At 54.5% G+C, this 19,169-nt stretch carries 23 protein-coding genes; 15 read left to right on the plus strand and 8 right to left on the minus strand.

Annotated features, from left to right (window positions below; all coding sequences use genetic code 11):
• Positions 1-7 precede the first annotated feature (7 nt).
• From sdhC to AC0L7R_RS15835, 5 genes are all read right to left on the minus strand, one after another.
• Complete coding sequence (gene sdhC / locus AC0L7R_RS15815) at positions 8-391, minus strand: succinate dehydrogenase, cytochrome b556 subunit (protein WP_247127519.1); 384 nt, start codon at positions 389-391, stop codon at positions 8-10.
• A 219-nt stretch (positions 392-610) separates the two neighbouring features.
• On the minus strand, positions 611-1,639 hold the full coding sequence (locus AC0L7R_RS15820) for a MaoC family dehydratase (RefSeq protein ID WP_473657820.1): 1,029 nt from the start codon (positions 1,637-1,639) through the stop codon (positions 611-613).
• Positions 1,639-1,842, minus strand: a complete 204-nt coding sequence (locus AC0L7R_RS15825) for a DUF1737 domain-containing protein (RefSeq protein WP_348109826.1) — start codon at positions 1,840-1,842, stop codon at positions 1,639-1,641. Before AC0L7R_RS15825 ends, AC0L7R_RS15820 begins: the two co-directional genes overlap by 1 nt.
• Positions 1,843-1,845: 3 nt before the next feature.
• Positions 1,846-2,391, minus strand: a complete 546-nt coding sequence (locus AC0L7R_RS15830; protein WP_473657821.1) for an NnrU family protein — start codon at positions 2,389-2,391, stop codon at positions 1,846-1,848.
• Positions 2,388-3,230: an aldolase/citrate lyase family protein gene (locus tag AC0L7R_RS15835; RefSeq protein WP_473657823.1), complete on the minus strand. Its 843-nt coding sequence runs from the start codon at positions 3,228-3,230 to the stop codon at positions 2,388-2,390. Before AC0L7R_RS15835 ends, AC0L7R_RS15830 begins: the two co-directional genes overlap by 4 nt.
• A 204-nt stretch (positions 3,231-3,434) precedes the next feature.
• On the opposite strand from AC0L7R_RS15835, the gene AC0L7R_RS15840 reads away from it, so the two are divergent.
• Positions 3,435-3,746, plus strand: coding sequence for a hypothetical protein (locus AC0L7R_RS15840; RefSeq protein ID WP_247127524.1), 312 nt, complete (start codon positions 3,435-3,437; stop codon positions 3,744-3,746).
• Here the strand turns inward: AC0L7R_RS15840 and AC0L7R_RS15845 are convergent.
• Complete coding sequence (locus AC0L7R_RS15845) at positions 3,743-4,489, minus strand: TSUP family transporter (RefSeq protein WP_473657824.1); 747 nt, start codon at positions 4,487-4,489, stop codon at positions 3,743-3,745. The genes AC0L7R_RS15840 and AC0L7R_RS15845 overlap by 4 nt on opposite strands.
• 99 nt (positions 4,490-4,588) lie before the next feature.
• Between AC0L7R_RS15845 and mdh the strand changes: the two genes are divergently transcribed.
• From mdh to lpdA, 12 genes are all read left to right on the plus strand, one after another.
• Complete coding sequence (mdh, locus tag AC0L7R_RS15850) at positions 4,589-5,551, plus strand: malate dehydrogenase (protein ID WP_348109818.1); 963 nt, start codon at positions 4,589-4,591, stop codon at positions 5,549-5,551.
• Positions 5,552-5,777: 226 nt separating this feature from the next.
• The gene (sucC, locus tag AC0L7R_RS15855; RefSeq protein ID WP_247127527.1) at positions 5,778-6,971 is read left to right on the plus strand and encodes an ADP-forming succinate--CoA ligase subunit beta; all 1,194 of its coding nucleotides are present in this window, start codon (positions 5,778-5,780) and stop codon (positions 6,969-6,971) included.
• A gap of 115 nt (positions 6,972-7,086) precedes the next feature.
• The gene (locus AC0L7R_RS15860) at positions 7,087-7,290 is read left to right on the plus strand and encodes a hypothetical protein (protein ID WP_247127528.1); all 204 of its coding nucleotides are present in this window, start codon (positions 7,087-7,089) and stop codon (positions 7,288-7,290) included.
• 155 nt (positions 7,291-7,445) lie between these two features.
• Positions 7,446-7,652: a hypothetical protein gene (locus tag AC0L7R_RS15865; protein WP_348109816.1), complete on the plus strand. Its 207-nt coding sequence runs from the start codon at positions 7,446-7,448 to the stop codon at positions 7,650-7,652.
• Between the two features lie 434 nt (positions 7,653-8,086).
• Positions 8,087-8,278 (plus strand): hypothetical protein, encoded by a 192-nt coding sequence (locus tag AC0L7R_RS15870; protein WP_247127531.1) that lies wholly within the window; start codon positions 8,087-8,089, stop codon positions 8,276-8,278.
• Positions 8,275-8,775 (plus strand): hypothetical protein, encoded by a 501-nt coding sequence (locus AC0L7R_RS15875; protein WP_473657826.1) that lies wholly within the window; start codon positions 8,275-8,277, stop codon positions 8,773-8,775. The genes AC0L7R_RS15870 and AC0L7R_RS15875 overlap by 4 nt, the downstream gene beginning before the upstream one ends.
• A 59-nt stretch (positions 8,776-8,834) precedes the next feature.
• Positions 8,835-9,719, plus strand: coding sequence for a succinate--CoA ligase subunit alpha (gene sucD / locus AC0L7R_RS15880; protein ID WP_247127533.1), 885 nt, complete (start codon positions 8,835-8,837; stop codon positions 9,717-9,719).
• A gap of 83 nt (positions 9,720-9,802) precedes the next feature.
• Positions 9,803-12,763 (plus strand): 2-oxoglutarate dehydrogenase E1 component, encoded by a 2,961-nt coding sequence (locus AC0L7R_RS15885; protein ID WP_473657827.1) that lies wholly within the window; start codon positions 9,803-9,805, stop codon positions 12,761-12,763.
• Positions 12,760-13,941 carry a 2-oxoglutarate dehydrogenase complex dihydrolipoyllysine-residue succinyltransferase gene (odhB, locus tag AC0L7R_RS15890; protein WP_473657829.1) on the plus strand — a complete coding sequence of 394 codons (1,182 nt, stop codon included), beginning with the start codon at positions 12,760-12,762 and terminating at the stop codon, positions 13,939-13,941. The genes AC0L7R_RS15885 and odhB overlap by 4 nt, the downstream gene beginning before the upstream one ends.
• A 101-nt stretch (positions 13,942-14,042) precedes the next feature.
• A complete protein-coding gene (locus AC0L7R_RS15895) occupies positions 14,043-14,435 on the plus strand; it encodes a hypothetical protein (RefSeq protein WP_473657830.1) in 393 nt (130 codons plus the stop codon).
• 2 nt (positions 14,436-14,437) lie between these two features.
• Entirely contained in the window at positions 14,438-14,830 is a 393-nt protein-coding gene (locus AC0L7R_RS15900) for an MAPEG family protein (RefSeq protein WP_473657831.1), read from the plus strand.
• A 72-nt stretch (positions 14,831-14,902) separates the two neighbouring features.
• Positions 14,903-16,291, plus strand: a complete 1,389-nt coding sequence (lpdA, locus tag AC0L7R_RS15905; protein ID WP_473657832.1) for a dihydrolipoyl dehydrogenase — start codon at positions 14,903-14,905, stop codon at positions 16,289-16,291.
• A gap of 1 nt (position 16,292) precedes the next feature.
• Here the strand turns inward: lpdA and AC0L7R_RS15910 are convergent, their stop codons facing one another.
• Entirely contained in the window at positions 16,293-17,318 is a 1,026-nt protein-coding gene (locus AC0L7R_RS15910; RefSeq protein ID WP_473657833.1) for a sterol desaturase family protein, read from the minus strand.
• 180 nt (positions 17,319-17,498) lie between these two features.
• Between AC0L7R_RS15910 and AC0L7R_RS15915 the strand changes: the two genes are divergently transcribed.
• Together AC0L7R_RS15915 and AC0L7R_RS15920 are read left to right on the plus strand one after the other, a co-directional pair.
• On the plus strand, positions 17,499-17,807 hold the full coding sequence (locus AC0L7R_RS15915) for a hypothetical protein (protein ID WP_473657835.1): 309 nt from the start codon (positions 17,499-17,501) through the stop codon (positions 17,805-17,807).
• Between the two features lie 105 nt (positions 17,808-17,912).
• A complete protein-coding gene (locus tag AC0L7R_RS15920; RefSeq protein WP_473657836.1) occupies positions 17,913-18,509 on the plus strand; it encodes a hypothetical protein in 597 nt (198 codons plus the stop codon).
• Here the strand turns inward: AC0L7R_RS15920 and AC0L7R_RS15925 are convergent.
• The gene (locus tag AC0L7R_RS15925) at positions 18,506-19,153 is read right to left on the minus strand and encodes a GntR family transcriptional regulator (RefSeq protein ID WP_348109839.1); all 648 of its coding nucleotides are present in this window, start codon (positions 19,151-19,153) and stop codon (positions 18,506-18,508) included. The two genes, AC0L7R_RS15920 and AC0L7R_RS15925, sit on opposite strands and share 4 nt — an antisense overlap.
• Between the last annotated feature and the right edge of the window lie 16 nt (positions 19,154-19,169).

The raw sequence follows: 19,169 nt of genomic DNA on the forward strand, positions 1-19,169 counted from the left end.
TGATCCCTTACAATACGACGGCGCAGAAGATGGTCATCAGGACAGAGCCGATGATCATCAAGATGCCCATGGTTTCGGACTTTTCGACCTCAAGGCCATAGCCCATGTCCCAGATCAAGTGACGTATGCCGCCAAATGTGTGGTACCAGATCGCCCATGTGGACAGGAACAAGACCAGATCGCCGAACCAGCTGGTGACGAAACCGTTCGCGGTCGCAAAGGCCTCTGGCCCTGCTGCGGCGGCAACGAACCACCATGTGATCATCAACGCCGCGACGATGACGGCGTTGCCGGTCAAGCGGACGAAGATAGAGGTCATAGAAGTCATTTGCGGACGATAAATCGTCAAATGCGGTGACAGAGGGCGATTACCCCGGTTCACATCGGCCATGGCTGTTCCCTTTTGTGGCTAGCGCAGGCGGACTGCGCACAGGCTTTGAGGTGTTCTAGCAAGAATCTTAGCGCGGAGTCACGCAGAGGTATCCAAAGAAACTGTGAATAATTGTCCCATGCGGTGACTTTTTTCGATCTTGTGATCACAGCGGCAAAAAGTGTGATCACAAAATGGGACGGTGGGTGGGGCGTCGCTGAAAGCGCGCGTCACCAAACGTCACACCGGCATCAGCGCCCAATAATCCAGATCAAGCAGGACATCAGGCAGATATTTGCCGTCCTCGCCTTTCAATTCTCCCACTGCTCCTTTCGTCGCAACAAGCCGCAACCGGATTGCACCCACGCCAGGCGCGGATGTTTCGGCAGTATCAAGCACTTCGGACCAAGCCCGCACAGTGTCACCTGCAAAACAAGGATTCGCATGTGCACCACCATTCAGCGCCACGATCATCTGCGCATTCGCCAGCCCATTGAACGACAGCGCCCGCGCGAGCGAGATCACGTGACCGCCGTACATCAATCGCTGGCCATCAGGGCGGAATGTCGCGTCAAAATGCACTTTCGCTGTATTTTGCCACAACCGCGTCGCCATCATGTGTTCGGCTTCTTCAATCGTGACGCCGTCCACGTGGTCGATAATTTCGCCGACTTCATAGTCGCTTAGCTTATGTGGCTCACCCGCCAAGGCATAGTTATACCCCGTGAAATCAAGGCCCTTGGGGATGATCAAATCCGCAGGATCAACAACTTTCGTAAGCTCCGGGATGACCGCCGCGGGCGCTTCACCTTCGCCCCGCTTGCGCACCATGACCCAACGCACATAGGACAGCAGCAGTTCGTCATGCTGATTCCGCCCTTCGGTGCGCACCCAAACAACACCGGATTTCCCGTTAGAGTTCTGCTTGATCCCGATGACCTCTGACGTGGCTGTCACAGTATCGCCGGGCCACAAGGATGTGTGCCAGCGGCCTTCAGCATAGCCCAAGTTCGCGACCGCATTCAGAGACACGTCAGGCACTGTTTTCCCAAAAACCGTATGAAACGTGATCAGATCATCCAACGGGCTGAACGGCAGCCCGCAGTCCTGCGCGAACTTATCAGACGAATGCAGCGCATGCCGCGCGGGGTAAAGCGCGTGATACAGCGCCCTTTCACCCATCTTGATGGTGCGTGGTACCGCATGTGTGATCACATCACCAACGGCATAATCTTCGAAAAAGCGGCCTGCGTTCGTCTTGGGTGCCATTATTGCTGACCTAACTTCATATCTGGGCTGTAAGGCGTATCGACATCTTTGGTCACCGCCTGTCCGCAGCGCATGACGCCGTTGGCATGGTCGTAGGCATAGGTCGGGTCACCGTACAGTTCCCATCCTTTGGACAAGGCCAGTGATACTTTGTGACAAAATTCGGAACTGTCGTCTTCGGTGAGCAGGCGGTAGATTTTCATGTCTTATCCAAACGGGTTGTAGCCAAGAAGAATATGGATGGTCGCAACAACCAAGAAAACGACCACTGTGGCAATAACGGCGGTGATTTCTTTCTTGATCGGCACTTCGTGATACGGTCCGCGCGGTCCTTCTGCGCGGTTGATCACAAGCATTTCGGCAATTGCCCAAGCGGCCATGCCACCAAACAACAGGAAAGACGGGCTATCCCCGTTCACGAGGATATGCGCCACAGACCAGACCACGATGGCGGTCAATTGCGGATGCCTGATCGCCTTGGTGACGCGGGTTTTTGCACCTGACGCTGCGAACAGGTAGAAGGCGAAGAGCATCAGCAGGTTGTTGATACCCGTCATCGCCGCACTGCGGCCCCAGTAGAAGGTGCCATCGGCGACCTTATATCCGATCACCATCAATATAATGCCCACGACAGACCCCAAGGCGACAATGCCTTTGCCCTTGTCGCCAAATTTCGCCCGTTCTTTCGGGGCGATGCGTTTCCAGAAGTGAACACCTGACCAAAGGATCAGACCGGCAAGTATATAGATCATGAATTTTCCAACGTGGCGATTGCTGCGGCTTTCGCCAGCGTCGCCCGTGCGGTCACAACATGCAAGTTCTCGACGATCTTTCCGTCGACAACGGCGACCCCCTGCCCTTCGGCCTCTGCGGTCTCGAACGCGGCAATCTGGCGTTCGGCCAATGCGATTTCGTCCTGCGATGGCCCAAATGCCGCGTTGCAAATCGCAACTTGCGCCGGATGGATCAGCGTTTTGCCGTCAAAGCCCATGTCGCGCCCTTCGGCGCATTCGATCGCCAAGCCGTCGTCGTCTTTGAACGCGTTATAGACCCCATCAAGCGCAGTGATTCGATTTGCACGCGCCGCAAGCAGACAATGCTGCAGCGCCGTCATCATGGCCGGACGGGTGCGCGCATTCAGGTCCTTCGCAAGATCGTTTGTCCCCATAACAAAGCCCGCAAGGCGCGGATGTGCCGCAATGCTTTGTGCGTTCAGGATACCCAGCGGTGTTTCCATCATCGCCCAAATTGGCAGGTCCGGAATAAGCGCAGCCAGCGCATCTAGATCAGCGGGGCTATCGACCTTAGGCAGCAGCACAGCATCGCAATCCATATGCGCGACAGCGGCTGCATCGTCAGCCCCCCACTGCGTATCTAGCCCATTGATCCGAACAATCTTTTGACGCGGCCCGTACCCGCCCGCAGCCAAGGCGTTGGTTAGTGTTTCGCGCGCACCGACCTTCGCATCGGGCGCCACCGCGTCTTCGAGATCGAAGAGAATGATATCAACAGGCAGGCCCCGCGCCTTGTCCAAGGCGCGATCCTTTGATCCGGGAATATAGAGGGCGGAACGGGCTGGGCGGGTTTCCATCGAATCTTCCTTCGCAATAATGTTGCGCAAACATGACCGCAAACCACACAATCATTCAACCCGAAATGCGCCGCAGTGCAGCAAAAACTGTTGCGCAATGCACCGTCACGGAGAATTAACCCTTTCCGGTCATAGTTATCTCAATACTTCATCATTGCCGGACGCAGGGTTTGCGTCCCTCTCCCAGCATACAAGGTGAATACTATGAAACGTCATTTCTACCTGCTCTCATTTGGCATCGGCGCCATGATTTTAGCCACGGCGCAAGCCCATTCAGCACCCGCATGTGCGGACCACGCAGCCGTCGTATCACGGCTAGAAACCCTCTACGGCGAAGGTCGCCAAGCGATGGGGCTTGGGGCGAACAACACGGTCGTTGAGGTCTACGCATCTGCTGAAACTGGCAGTTGGACAATCACCGTGACCCAACCCGGTGGTCCGACGTGCCTTGTTGCAGCAGGTGAATCGTTTCAGCTTGAAACACCCGAACTGATTATCGACGGGAACGACGCTTAAATCCGCGTGAAGCCATCCCAGATCAACTTGATCGAAAGAAACAACAACGCCCAGATGATGATCCGGAAGAACAACTTTTCGGGCATCACCTTGACCAGTCGGAAACCGACAAACACCCCGATAATGGCAGGGATCATAAGACCGAATGCCATCTTTAGGTTATCGAGCGATAGCTGACCCAACGCATAATAAGGGATCAGTTTCACAATATTGATGTAGGCAAACGCCACGGTCACGGTGCCCGCGTATGTGATTTTATCCATACCCAACGGCAGCGCGTAGATCTGATAAGGCGTTGATCCTGAATGGCTGACGAAACTGGTAAAACCTGTAATCGTCCCCCAAAACAAACCTGGCTTCCATCGTGGTTCGACCGGTTCTGATGAGATCGGTTTGCGCAGAATCATGTTCAACGCAAACGACGCGCCGATGAGCCCGATCAGGATTGTGACTACGCCTTCCGACACATAAGCGGATGTCGCCCAGCCGATCAAAACGCCGATTGGCATCGCAACCATCATTATTTTCAGAACACGTGGATGAAACATCCGGCGATAGGCATAAAGCCCGCCCATGTCCGCCGCGATAAACACCGGCAGCAACAAACCCGCAGCTAGAATCGGCGACATAACAAGGGACATAAGCGGCACTGCCATGGCCGTAATGACCGGCACACCGCCTTTTCCCAACCCAACGCAAAAAGCGGCAAAAGTGGCCATGAACCAAAATGTTAACCCATCCATGTGACACCTGCTTTGGATTGCTGCACCGCCGCACACTTGCACCGCGCCGCGCAAAAGACTAGGCATCTCGCCAAATTCACACCTCAGAGGATACCTCTCATGGCTAGACCTAAAATTGCCCTTATCGGCGCTGGACAAATCGGCGGCACGCTTGCGCACCTCGCTGCGGTAAAAGAATTGGGCGACGTCGTCCTGTTCGACATCGCCGAAGGCGCACCACAAGGTAAAGCGCTCGACATTTCCGAATCTGGACCTGCGGGCAAGTTCGACGGGTCTTTCAAAGGGTCCAATGATTACGCTGACATCGCGGGCGCAGACGTCTGCATCGTGACTGCTGGTGTTGCACGTAAGCCGGGCATGTCCCGTGACGACCTGCTGGGCATCAACCTGAAGGTAATGAAATCCGTTGGCGAAGGCATCGCAGCCCACGCGCCGAACGCTTTCGTTATCTGCATCACGAACCCGCTTGATGCGATGGTTTGGGCGCTGCGCGAATTTTCCGGCCTGCCACACAACATGGTTTGCGGCATGGCAGGTGTGCTCGATTCCGCACGCTTCCGTCACTTCCTTGCCGAAGAATTCAACGTATCCATGCGCGACGTGACTGCGTTCGTTCTGGGCGGCCACGGCGACACGATGGTTCCGCTGACACGCTATTCCACAGTTGCGGGTATTCCATTGCCTGATCTGGTGGACATGGGTTGGACGACACAAGACAAACTGGACGCGATCGTTCAGCGGACACGCGATGGCGGTGCTGAAATCGTTGGCCTGTTGAAGACAGGTTCCGCGTTCTACGCGCCTGCGACATCCGGCATCGAAATGGCCGAAGCATACCTGAAAGACCAAAAGCGTCTGTTGCCATGCGCGGCAAACGTTGACGGCGCATACGGCCTGAACGGCATGTACGTTGGTGTGCCAACAGTGATCGGCGCTGGCGGCATCGAACGCGTCGTTGAGATCAAGATGAACAAAGAAGAGCAGGCGATGTTCGACAAATCTGTCGACGCCGTAAAAGGCTTGGTCGCTGCATGTAAAGGCATCGACGATTCGCTTGCTTAAGGGCTCGCACTAAAGAATTGATAAGGCGCCCCATCGTGGGCGCCTTTTTTTATGACCATTGCCAAAGCGAATCGGTTCGCTTCATTCATTCTTGGATTTGTGATCACACCCAAAAAGACTGTGATCACAAATGTCGCTTTTTTAGCGCTATCATTGTTTTGGCAGTTTTTTATTAAACAATCATGTGTTTCAGTCGGTCCAAACTCACCCCAACCGAGGGACAGACATGAACATCCACGAATACCAAGCCAAAGCCCTGCTGAAATCTTTTGGCGCACCCGTCAGTGACGGTCGTCCGGTTTTGAAAGCCGAAGATGCCAAAACAGCCGCTGGCGAACTGGATGGCCCGCTTTGGGTTGTTAAGGCACAAATCCACGCAGGTGGCCGCGGCAAGGGTTCGTTTAAAGAAGCCGACGCTGGCGACAAAGGCGGTGTACGCCTGACGAAATCTGCGACGGAAGCTGCAGAAGAAGCGAAGAAGATGCTCGGCCGCACATTGGTCACGCACCAGACTGGCCCAGCCGGTAAGCAAGTGAACCGCATCTACATCGAAGACGGTTCTGGCATTGAAACAGAAATGTACCTTGCCCTGCTCGTCGATCGTCAGACATCGCGCATCGGTTTTGTTGTATCGACCGAAGGCGGCATGGACATCGAAGAAGTTGCCGAAAACACACCTGAAAAGATCCTGAACTTCACAGTTGATCCTGCAACGGGCTACCAAGCCTACCACGGCCGTCGCGTCGCGTTTGCGCTGGGTTTGACTGGTCAGCAGGTCAAACAATGTGTTGGCCTGATGGGCATCCTTTACAAAGCATTTGTCGAAAAAGACATGGAAATGCTTGAGATCAACCCACTGATCGTCACTGACAAGGGCGACCTGAAAGTGCTGGACGCGAAGGTATCGTTCGACGGTAACGCTGTTTATCGCCACCAAGACATCGCTGCCCTGCGCGACGAAACAGAAGAAGATCCAAAAGAACTGGCCGCTTCTAAGTACGACCTGAACTACATCGCATTGGACGGTGAAATTGGGTGCATGGTGAACGGCGCGGGTCTTGCGATGGCCACAATGGACATCATCAAACTCTACGGCGCTGAACCTGCCAACTTCCTGGACGTTGGTGGCGGCGCGACAAAAGAAAAAGTAACTGAAGCGTTCAAGATCATCACATCCGATCCAAACGTCAAAGGCATCCTTGTGAACATCTTCGGCGGCATCATGCGCTGTGATGTGATCGCTGAAGGCGTTGTCGCCGCGGTGAAAGAAGTTGGCTTGAAAGTGCCACTGGTTGTCCGTCTTGAAGGGACAAACGTGGAAGAAGGCAAAGCGATCATCAACAATTCAGACGTTGATGTAATTGCGGCTGACGACCTGAAAGACGGGGCACAAAAAATCGTGTCTGCCGTCAAAGGCTGAGGCAGGATCAGGCAAGATCCAGAGCGGTGATCAGGGTGGGGCCTGATGTGACACGACGGTGTCAAAATATGATCAGATGCGGGACCCTAAACCGCACGACTTGGGAAGTCTTACGATGAAGTACATTTGCATATTCACCATGCTTACCGCTCTTGCTGCCTGTGATGCAGGTTTTGGCGCGAGCCGGATTGGCGACACAATTCTTGAAACCGGCACACTGAACTGCACAGAGGGATCACCTCAGGAGCAAGCTCTTGTGGTTGGTACGGAAGCTGATCCAGTGCGCTGCGGACCACAAACACAGCCAATCGTTCAATAAGTCTAAAAGTCTGTCTTTTAGACATTCAATCAAACTGAATAGGAGTGGATTTTAACCGAATTGAGACTGCAACATCTCGTCAACTTTTGAACCGTAGTCCCGTTTACAAGGCACAATACTGTGCCACTGGATCACGACTTCAAAGGAAGATTGTCATGTTAAAGCCAATGCTCGCACTGCTCACCCTCGCCGCAACAACCGCTTGTATGGATGTCGATGGCGCGGATGTATCCCGGAACTACACTGGCAGCTTGAATGGCTGCCCAGGATTGACCGGAATTAGCGCGCAGTATTCCCAATCCGTTGCAGGCATGCCTGTACGGTGCGGTCCGCAGTCCGCTTCGCCAGTGACTTTCCGCTAAATACACAACGTTCCGGCGCGCCGATAGCGCCGGAACAACCACCAAAAAGCAGCTTAGGCAGCACGACTAAAAACGAAAGGACAAGAAAAAACCAGAATTGGGCCAAAGTTTGGCTACATCGCCCCACCATTTCAATTTTAAGACAAAATCGAAACGAATGGTGGATGTAATCATGATCAAGCAATCAATTCTTGTTCTTTCAGCTCTAACTTTGACCGCATGCGTCGGGTCAGGAACAGAAACAGCAAACTTCGACAAACCAAGCACACAAGCTGCTTGCCCAGGTTTGACCGGCGTTAGCGCACAATATTCGGTCCAAATTGCAGGCATGCCTGTACGTTGTGGTCCACAAACAGAGAGCCCGGTTACCTTTCGATAAGGTTCGGGCCCCTTTGCCGCAAACCGCGGCGAGGGACGAACCAGAAGGGTGAAACATGCGGGGCACACCGATTAAACTGTTGGCGACAGGCTTCATGGCCTGTGGCCTTTTCGCATGCTCCAGCCCCGAACTCGTCGAACTACCAGTTCGTTCATCCCCCCAAGACCAAGCCCCCTATTCCCCTGACGTCGGCGATGCACCTTTGCGTGGCACTGCTGTGGCCATCGCATTGGCACCGGGAGAATGATGATGGTGCGCACATTTTCAATCACTTTGTTGATGGGATTGTCGAGCACTGCTTTCGCGCAGGACCTCGCAAACGCACCATGGACAGCCGACGAATTGAAGACGGTGTTCCATACCGCCTGCGTCGCGTCACAACCCGCTTTACTGGAACGCCGCACTGAAGACATGGCCGCATCCCTTGGGTATGCCACGGTCGACGGCGACGCTGATCTGACTGTGACGTCGGCCGATGCTGCGTTGACTATTTCCGTTGACGGCAACCCGATAGAAGCATCCTGCACGATGACCCTACCCGTCAACGCACATACGACTGATCCCGTTCAGATGCACGGCGCCCTTGGTGCGTTGTTTGCAGAACTGAACGCGGACGAACGCCCCAACGAAGAAATGATCAGCTCTGGTTTCAATTGGAACTGGGCATCTGACGACACTTACTACGACGCAATTCTCACACAAGATCAGGATCAATTGACCGTTTCCTTGACGGTCAGCCGCTAACCAAACCTGCGCCGGAAACGGGGCAATATCGATGACGACATAACAATTCGGAGGGCCCAATGGCCATTCTCGTAGACGAAAACACCAAAGTTATCTGCCAAGGCCTGACAGGGTCTCAGGGGACATTCCACTCCGAGCAAGCGATTGCATACGGCACCAAAATGGTTGGCGGCGTGACGCCAGGCAAAGGTGGTCAGACGCATCTGGACCTGCCGATCTTCAATTCTGTGCACGAAGCCAAATCCGTGACCGAAGCAAACGCGTCCGTAATCTACGTACCGCCGCCCTTCGCTGCGGATTCCATCCTCGAAGCGATCGACGCGGAAATGGAACTGATCATCTGTATCACTGAAGGCATTCCAGTGCTGGACATGATGCGTGTGAAACGTGCCCTTGAAGGCTCTGCCTCCCGTCTGATCGGGCCAAACTGCCCGGGCATCATCACACCTGACGCCTGCAAAATCGGCATTATGCCCGGCCACATTCACAAACGCGGGAGCGTGGGTGTTGTGTCCCGGTCCGGCACGCTAACTTACGAAGCAGTGAAACAGACATCTGACAGCGGTTTGGGCCAATCGACGGCCGTAGGCATCGGTGGTGACCCGATCAAAGGGACCGAGCATATCGATGTGCTCGACATGTTCCTCGACGATGATGAAACACACTCCATGATCATGATCGGTGAAATCGGCGGTTCTGCAGAAGAAGAAGCAGCCGAATTCCTGGCCGAGCAGCGCAAGAAGGGCCGCTGGAAACCAACCGCTGGCTTCATCGCTGGCCGCACAGCGCCTCCGGGCCGCCGTATGGGTCACGCTGGTGCGATTGTTGCCGGTGGTAAAGGCGACGCAGAAAGCAAGATCGAAGCGATGAAATCCGCAGGGATCGTCGTCGCAGACAGCCCGGCCACGCTTGGCGAAGCTGTGCTGGAAGCGATTGCGAAGTAAAAAAACGCAGGCGGGGGCAACCCCGCCTCACCCCTTTTCGAAGGGAACACCATGCCCGACCTAACCCCCAATGAGGTCCCCTCATGAACGACCAATCCCCCAACGACGTTTTCCACGCCTCTTCCTTCATGCAAGGGCATAACGCGGAATATATCGAACAGCTTTATGCCCGCTATGCCGACAATCCCGGTGCTGTCGACGAAAGCTGGCAGGCTTTCTTCCGGTCGCTTGGCGACGCACCTGCGGATGCCAAGGCAGAGGCCGCTGGCCCGTCTTGGGGTCGCACCGATTGGCCGCCCGTGCCAAACGACGATCTGACAGCAGCGCTCGACGGCCAATGGGCCGCCGAACCAGAGGCCGCTGGCAAAAAGATCAAAGGCAAAGCTGCCGAAAAGGGCGTTGGTCTGTCCGAAGAACAGGTGCGTTCCGCCGTTCTGGATTCCATCCGCGCGTTGATGATCATCCGCGCATACCGTATTCGCGGCCACCTCATTGCCGACCTCGACCCACTTGGCATGCGCGATAATGACCCGCATCCGGAACTTGATCCGGCGTCTTACGGTTTCACCGCCGCTGACATGGACCGCCCGATTTTTATCGACAATGTGCTGGGCCTTGAAATCGCGACGATGAACGAAATCATCGCGATTGTCCGCCGCACCTATTGCGGCACATTTGCCCTGCAGTACATGCATATTTCGAACCCTGATGAAGCGGGCTGGTTGAAAGAACGCATCGAAGGTTTGGGCAAGGAAATCAGCTTTACCCAAAACGGCCGGAAAGCGATCTTGAATTCCTTGGTGGAAGCCGAAGGTTTTGAAAAGTTCCTGCACGTCAAATACATGGGCACGAAGCGTTTTGGTCTGGATGGCGGCGAAAGCCTGATCCCTGCGATGGAACAGATCATCAAACGCGGTGGTCAATTGGGTCTCGAAGACATCGTGATCGGCATGCCGCACCGCGGTCGTTTGTCGGTCCTCGCCAATGTGATGGAAAAGCCGTACCGCGCGATTTTCAACGAATTCCAAGGTGGGTCCTTCAAACCTGAGGATGTCGATGGATCCGGCGATGTGAAGTACCACCTTGGTGCGTCATCTGATCGGTCTTTTGACGACAACACGGTCCACCTGTCCCTGACCGCGAACCCGTCCCACCTTGAGGCCGTGAACCCTGTTGTTCTCGGGAAAGTCCGCGCCAAGCAGGACCAAAAGAACGACGAAGACCGCACAAAAGTTATGGCGATCTTGCTGCACGGTGACGCGGCCTTTGCTGGCCAAGGTGTTGTCGCCGAAGGTTTCGGTTTGTCTGGTCTGAAAGGTCACAAAACCGGCGGCACGATGCATATCGTTGTGAACAACCAAATCGGTTTTACAACTGCTCCGCATTTCAGCCGGTCCAGCCCGTATCCGACAGACATCGCGCTGATGGTCGAAGCCCCGATTTTCCACGTGAACGGGGACGATCCAGAGGCAGTTGTGCACGCGGCCCGCGTCGCGACCGAATTCCGTCAGAAGTTCCACAAAGACGTCGTTCTCGACATCATCTGCTACCGCCGCTTTGGTCACAACGAAGGCGATGAGCCGATGTTCACCAACCCGGTGATGTACAAGAAGATCAAAAAGCAGAAGACCACGCTGACTTTGTATACCGAGCGTTTGGTCAAGGACGGCCTGATCCCGGAAGGCGAAATTGAAGACATGAAGGCCGCGTTCCAAGCGCACCTAAATGCCGAATTTGAAGCTGGCAAGGAATACAAACCGAACAAGGCCGATTGGCTCGACGGGAAATGGTCGCATCTCGATCGTCACAAAGACGACTACCAGCGCGGCGTGACCGCGATTGATGAGGCGACGTTTAAGGCTGTTGGTAAGGCGCTATCGACCGCACCGGAAAACTTCCCGCTGCATAAAACGGTTGCCCGTCTGCTGGATTCAAAAGCGAAAATGTTTGAGACCGGCGAAAACATTGACTGGGCCACCGGCGAAGCCTTGGCTTTCGGGTCGCTCCAGACCGAAGGCTACCCTGTTCGCTTGTCCGGTCAGGATTGTACGCGCGGCACGTTCAGCCACCGTCATTCCGGCCTGATCAATCAGGACAACGAAGATCGGTACTACCCGCTGAACAACATCCGCAAGGGTCAAGCCCAGTATGAAGTCATCGATTCCATGCTGTCGGAATACGCGGTGCTTGGGTTCGAATACGGCTATTCGCTGGCTGAACCAAATGCGCTGACGCTCTGGGAAGCCCAATTTGGTGATTTCGCCAACGGTGCACAGATCATGTTTGACCAGTTCATCAGTTCTGGTGAAAGCAAATGGTTGCGGATGTCCGGGCTCGTTTGTCTGTTACCACATGGATACGAAGGCCAAGGGCCCGAACATTCAAGCGCCCGTCTGGAACGTTTCCTGACGATGTGTGGTGGTGACAACTGGATCGTTGCGAACTGTACAACGCCTGCGAACTACTTTCACCTGCTGCGCCGCCAGCTGCACCGGACTTTCCGTAAGCCACTGATCTTGATGACACCAAAATCCTTGCTGCGTCACAAGTTGGCTGTTTCCAAAGCCGAAGAATTCACCACCGGATCATCGTTCCACCGTGTTCTTTGGGATGATGCCCAGCAGGGCAATTCGGACACGGAACTGGTTGCGGACGACAAGATCAAGAAGGTCGTGATGTGTTCCGGTAAGGTCTACTATGACCTGCTGGAAGAACGCGACGCGCGTGGCATCAAGGACGTTTATATCCTCCGGTTCGAACAGTTCTATCCGTTCCCTGCGCAGTCCGCGGTGAATGAACTCGAACGGTTCAAGAATGCCGAAATGGTTTGGTGTCAGGAAGAACCAAAGAACCAAGGTGCTTGGTCCTTTATGGAACCAAACATCGAATGGGTTCTGACCCGTATCAAAGCGAAAAACACCCGTCCGGCTTATGCCGGTCGTGCCGCCGCCGCATCCCCTGCGACCGGTTTGGCCAGCCAACACAAAGCACAGCAAACAGCCCTCGTTGACGATGCGCTGACGATTAAAGGATCAAAGAAATGAGCACCGAAGTTCGCGTCCCAACACTGGGTGAATCCGTGACAGAAGCCACGGTCGCCACATGGTTCAAACAACCCGGCGACACTGTCGCAGTTGATGAAATGCTGTGTGAATTGGAAACAGACAAGGTGACCGTTGAGGTGCCATCACCCATCGCCGGTACGTTGTCTGAAATCGTCGCTGCAGAAGGCGAAACTGTAGGCGTCGACGCCCTGCTGGCACAAATCAGCGAAGGCGACGCAGCCCCAGCGCCCGCTGCCAAGAAAGAAGAACCAAAGGCAGAAGCCGCACCAGCCCCGGCTGCTGCAACAAAAGACGTTGAAGACGCGCCATCCGCGAAAAAACTGATGGCCGAAAACAACCTGACAGACGTGCAGGGCACTGGCAAAGACGGCCGCGTGATGAAAGGCGACGTGCTGAACGCGCTGGCCACGCCTGCCCCTGCCGCCGCCCCACGTGCGTCAGTTGCTGCAGATCAGGCTGCGCGCGAAGAACGTGTGAAAATGACACGCCTGCGCCAGACCATCGCAAAGCGTCTGAAAGACAGCCAAAACACCGCCGCGATGCTGACCACCTACAACGAGGTCGACATGACCGAGGTGATGGCGCTGCGCAACGAATACAAAGACCTGTTCTTGAAGAAACACGGTGTGAAGCTTGGCTTCATGTCCTTCTTCACGAAGGCCTGCATTCACGCGCTGAACGAAGTGCCCGAAGTGAACGCTGAGATTGACGGCACCGACGTAGTCTACAAAAACTACGTCAACATGGGCATCGCCGCAGGTACGCCAACGGGTCTTGTTGTCCCAGTGATCAACGATGCCGATCAGATGTCCTTTGCGGGTATCGAAAAGGCAATCGGTGCGATGGGCGCAAAAGCCCGTGACGGCAAACTGTCCATGGCGGAAATGCAAGGCGGGACCTTCACGATCTCGAATGGCGGTGTCTACGGGTCGCTCATGTCGTCCCCAATCCTGAACCCACCACAGTCCGGCATCCTCGGCATGCACAAAATCCAGGACCGCCCGATGGCGATCAACGGTCAGGTCGTGATCCGTCCGATGATGTATCTGGCCCTGTCCTACGACCACCGGATCGTTGACGGCAAAGGTGCGGTGACGTTCCTTGTACGCGTGAAAGAAGCGCTTGAAGATCCACGACGTTTGTTGATGGATCTTTGATTGCCATATTCCAGAAGATTATTTTCTAATGATTAACGGCCCGGGTAGTTTCGATTACCCTGGCCAATTTCAAATAGAGTCCAGCACCGAAGGAGAAGTAAATGAATGCTCTTGAACGGAACGCTGTGGTAATTTCTGCGATTCTAAAGAAGTTGCTTGAATTGGGTATAAACTCAGAATTTGTAGTAGATACGGAATTCGATCTTTCTGATGATCTACGCAGAAATGTCACCCCATGTATGGAGTGGCTTTCAAATGAAGGACTTGTGCTTTGGGCAAATGAAGCGTGCACAGATAGCGCAGGTGCATGGATTGGTCCAAGTTTAACTAGTCGAGGAATCGCAATCATGGGCGCACAGATGAAAGTCGAAGACCAGACCGTTTCGGTTGCAGACTTTGTTAACGAGCCTAAGAACTTTGGCGGAAACTACTCAGCTATTGGGGACTTTTTGGGAAGTGCGCTCGGCGGCTTCACCAAGTCTATTGCATCTTAACCATGACCCCCGAACTCACCGTCCTCGCCCTTGCCGCCCTCCTACAAGCCGGGCAATTCATGCTCTATTCCGTCTTCGCGAATCTGCAGGTCGGCCCGAAAACGGCGATGGGTCCGCGTGATACGCATATTACGCTGACAGGCACCGCTGGTCGTTTGCAGCGCGCCATGAACAACCATTTCGAAGGGTTGATCTTTTTCACCATCGCCGTCGTTGTTGTCGTGCTTGGCGACAAGGCGACCGCATTCTCCGCAATTTGCGCGTGGACCTATCTGGGTGCCCGCGTCCTCTATGTTCCTGCCTACATATTTGGATGGGCCCCTTGGCGGTCGCTCATTTGGTTCGTAGGCTTCACCGCAACCATGCTGATGATCCTGTCAGCGCTTTTGTTCTAACATCGCGGTGCACGCGTTGTGCACGTATTGTGCACGCGTGTCACAGCCCAATTTCGCCCTAGGAGATCCCCCATGGCTAACTACGACGTCATCATCATCGGTTCAGGTCCCGGCGGCTATGTCTCCGCCATCCGTTGCGCCCAACTTGGTCTGAAAACGGCCATCGTCGAAGGTCGCGAAACGCTTGGCGGGACCTGCCTGAACATCGGCTGTATCCCATCCAAAGCATTGCTGCACGCCACCCACATGCTGCACGAAGCCGAACATAACTTCGGCGAAATGGGCCTGAAGGGCAAAGCCCCGTCTGTGGATTGGAAACAGATGCAGACCTACAAAGCCAACGTCATCGGTCAGAATACCGGCGGGGTTGAATTCCTGATGAAGAAGAACAAAATCGACTGGTTGAAAGGCTGGGGATCAATCCCTGAGGCGGGCAAGGTTAAAGTCGGTGACGACGTCCACGAGGCGAAAAACATCATCGTCGCCACAGGCTCTGAACCATCCACCCTGCCCGGTATCGAGGTCGATGAAAAGACTGTCGTGACATCTACCGGCGCGCTTGAGCTTGGCAAAATTCCAAAGAAATTGGTCGTGATCGGCGCGGGTGTCATCGGGCTGGAACTTGGGTCTGTTTATGCCCGCCTTGGTGCCGAAGTGACTGTAATCGAGTTCCTTGATGCGATCACACCGGGTATGGATTCCGAGGTTGCGAAGACATTCCAGAAACTGCTGATGAAGCAGGGTCTGAAGTTCACGCTGGGCGCTGCTGTTCAAGGTGTTGAGACCAAGAACACCAAAGCCAAAGTGACGTATAAACTGCGCAAAGACGATTCCGAGCACACAGTTGACGCTGACACCGTGCTGGTCGCCACAGGCCGTAAACCCTACACAACCGGTTTGGGACTGGATACGCTTGGCGTTGCGATGTCCGACCGTGGCCAGATCAAAACGGACGCGAAATATGCGACCAATGTGGCTGGTATCTATGCGATTGGCGATGCGATCGACGGTCCAATGTTGGCCCACAAAGCCGAAGACGAAGGCATGGCCGTGGCGGAAGGCATTGCTGGCCAAAAGCCCCATGTGAACTACGACGTAATCCCGGGCGTGATCTACACGCACCCAGAGGTTGGCAGCGTCGGCAAAACCGAAGAACAGCTGAAGGAAGAAGGCCGCGCGTACAAAGTCGGCAAATTCCCGTTCTTGGGCAACGGCCGCGCCAAGGCGAACTTTGCAGGCGACGGTTTTGTGAAAATGTTGGTGGATGCGTCATCCGACCGGATTTTGGGCGCCCATATCATCGGCCCGATGGCGGGCGATTTGATCCATGAAATCTGCGTTGCGATGGAATTTGGCGCGGCTGCCGAAGATATCGCACGCACATGCCACGCGCACCCAACTTATTCCGAAGCGGTGCGTGAAGCCGCCCTCGCCTGTGGCGACGGCGCGATCCACATGTAAATCAGTCTTTGCTGGCCCTTTTTGTGGGGCCAGCAACGCCCACATGTTTGCGCCACAAATCGCGAAACGGCAGCGTGTAAATCTTCCAAACGGATGTATATTCCGTTTCTTCCACACCATAGAGCCCGAATTTCACGTCCCGATCATCGTCGGGCATGTGGTAGGTTTTGAACAGCACGTCCCAGATCGGGAACATGAACGCGAAGTTCTTGTCGAGGTGATCAGGATGGCAGCTGTGGTGCACGTGATGGTGCGCGGGCGACGGGAACACCTTTGACCAGTTCCCTTTCCACCGTAGCCAGACATGCGAATGACGCAGGTGGTAGCCGCCGACGTTAAACAAGAAGAAGAACAGAGGCACGCCCAGCACCTCTGGCGGGCGCGGCACATATCCGAAGACAAGGGCGACGACGCCCATCAAAACGCCGTAACCAGCGCCGATTCCGATGCCATAAGCGATGTTATCAATCGGGTGTTCGCGGAAATTCGACAGCGGATGCATGACCTCTGGGCTATGGTGTACCTTGTGAAAATTCCACAAAAATGGGATCTTATGCTGCAGGTAATGGATAAAAAACCCGATGAAGTCCCCGACCGCGATCGCGATGATCAGGTAAGCCAACGAAATCGACATGCCCTTGACCGTCAGCACTTCGTTCCAATTGAAAGCGACCAGTTCGTTTGATCCGGTGATCAGCTGAAACGTGAACGCCAATGTGCCGGCTAGCAGTCCGATGTGGATCAATTTCATCGTCAGTTCGTTGATCACGAAGAAACGAAGATCAAGCCACGCCGATGCGTTGCTCCAGACTTTTTTCGGGAACAGGAACGCAAGGAACGACGGTGTATTGTCGCCATTGCGAGGCCATGTCTTGCGGTAGACGAACAGCGCAAACAAAGCGCTGGTCATCAGGTAAACCCAAAACAGACGGTGATCCGAGCTTGTTGGGTAAGCGATCACAGCCCAGAAGCGATCCGACAACGTCGTCGAAATCCGCTCGTACAATGCGAGTAGTGTGTCTGTCATGCCCTATGACCTGCTTTTGATATTTCTTCTTTTGTCATTAGAATCTTAAAAAATGGGCTCAAATACAACGAAAATGGGTCGATACCGCGCCAGCTCATAGATATGCGACCCATCAGACACGCACTGGCGCGATCGCATTGCATTTCATATCTATGATATGCCCAACGAAGGAACCTTGATGTGTCTCCCGAAGCTACCATTCTGATCATCAACGCGGCTTTGTTGGCCTTCGCATATCTGTGGGCCTACCCGAGCTTGCCGCACAAGAGCTGGAATGCCATCATGTGGCGCGACGTTGTTATTTCAGTCGCGGCCTTGGTTCTGGCTGGCGCATTATTTCTAGGGCGCGGTCTGGCTTTTGATATGATCCTATTCAGTACGAATTGGTTCATATTTTCTTTTGTGACCATGAGCTTAATGGAAATACCGTTGTTCATCTGGTTTGCCCGTAAACATGGTTTGCGTTTTGATGAAACGGATGAATCCTAACAGACAAGCGGGCAGAATTTGTCATACTCATGTCCGACTGCAACCACACGTTAACCACATTGCCGCGCTAACCTTGCTCAACTTAAACCTTTGTTGGACAGGCAAATGCAGCGTTTATTGATGGCTCTCCCGATCCTTATGCTCGTGGCAACACCTGCGTCTGCGGCAACTTTGACGACGCTTTGGGTGGTGACGAAATACGGCGGAATCGTTTTGGGGATCGTTCTGATTTTGTTTGTTGCGATGCGCAAACGCCCCCGTAAAGAGACAAAAATCGAAGTTCCATCACTGCCTGAAACACCAATGTTCTCGGAAACATTGCTTACGATGATGTTCCACACCGCGCGGCTGAGCGGCGACATCAGCCAGAACACGCTTCAGGTGTTGTTGCGGTCCTACAAACATTTGACCGGCAATACTGTCGGTCAGAAGATGATCACTGCGAAATATGCACAGACAACAGAAGCTGACGAACTGCTCGGAATTGTCGCGCCATTTTCCCGGATTGAGCGTGATACGATTATGAGAGCCTGCGTTGACGTCGCTGCCGCCGACGGTGCGTTGACGAGCGCCGAGCACGATTTTTTGATGGCGCTCAGCACGGCCTTGGGCCATGACGCTGCCGTCTTCCGTGATCAAATTCGCATGGCTTTGCATACCGATAGACCACGGACCATCGTCCCGACCGCGATGCCTGCTTAGGCTTTTAACATCCGCAGGCCTTGTGTTGCGTCTGTCCGGACTGACAATCGCAAACCGGGTTCATCCCCGGCCTTTAGTGCCGCAAGGATCAGTTTGTGGTGATAAGGCGGTTCCGTCCGATTGAGCCGCCCGTAAAGGGCACGCATCGTCGGGCCAAGTTGCAGCCACACTGTTTCCATCACCGCCAACATCGCGGGCGCTTGGGCCCGCAGGTAAAGCGTGCGGTGGAATTCGAGGTTCATGCGGATGTAACCGGATGCATCGTGCCGCGCGACCATCTGACTGACACCTTGGTTGATCGCCTCAAGCCGTTCGATCAGCGCGAAATGCGCCCGTGGCAAGGCACGACTGGCCAATTCCGGTTCGATCATCGCGCGCAGGGTCGCCAGTTCTTCGATCCGGTCGTTGGATAGTTCGGGTGTTGTTACACGCCCCGATGACGATAGCGACAAAGCCCCTTCCGCCACCAAACGCCGCACGGCTTCGCGCGCAGGCGTCATGGAGACATCAAAATCCTTCCCGATCCCCCGCAACGTCAGCGCCGCCCCAGGATCAATTTCACCGTGCATGATTTGGGTACGCAAAGCGCGATACACACGTTCGTGGGCAGCAGCGGTTGGATCTAGGGGACGTGGCGCAATCATGTGATCTTTGTGATCA

The organism is Yoonia sp. D2-7, from assembly GCF_055809435.1.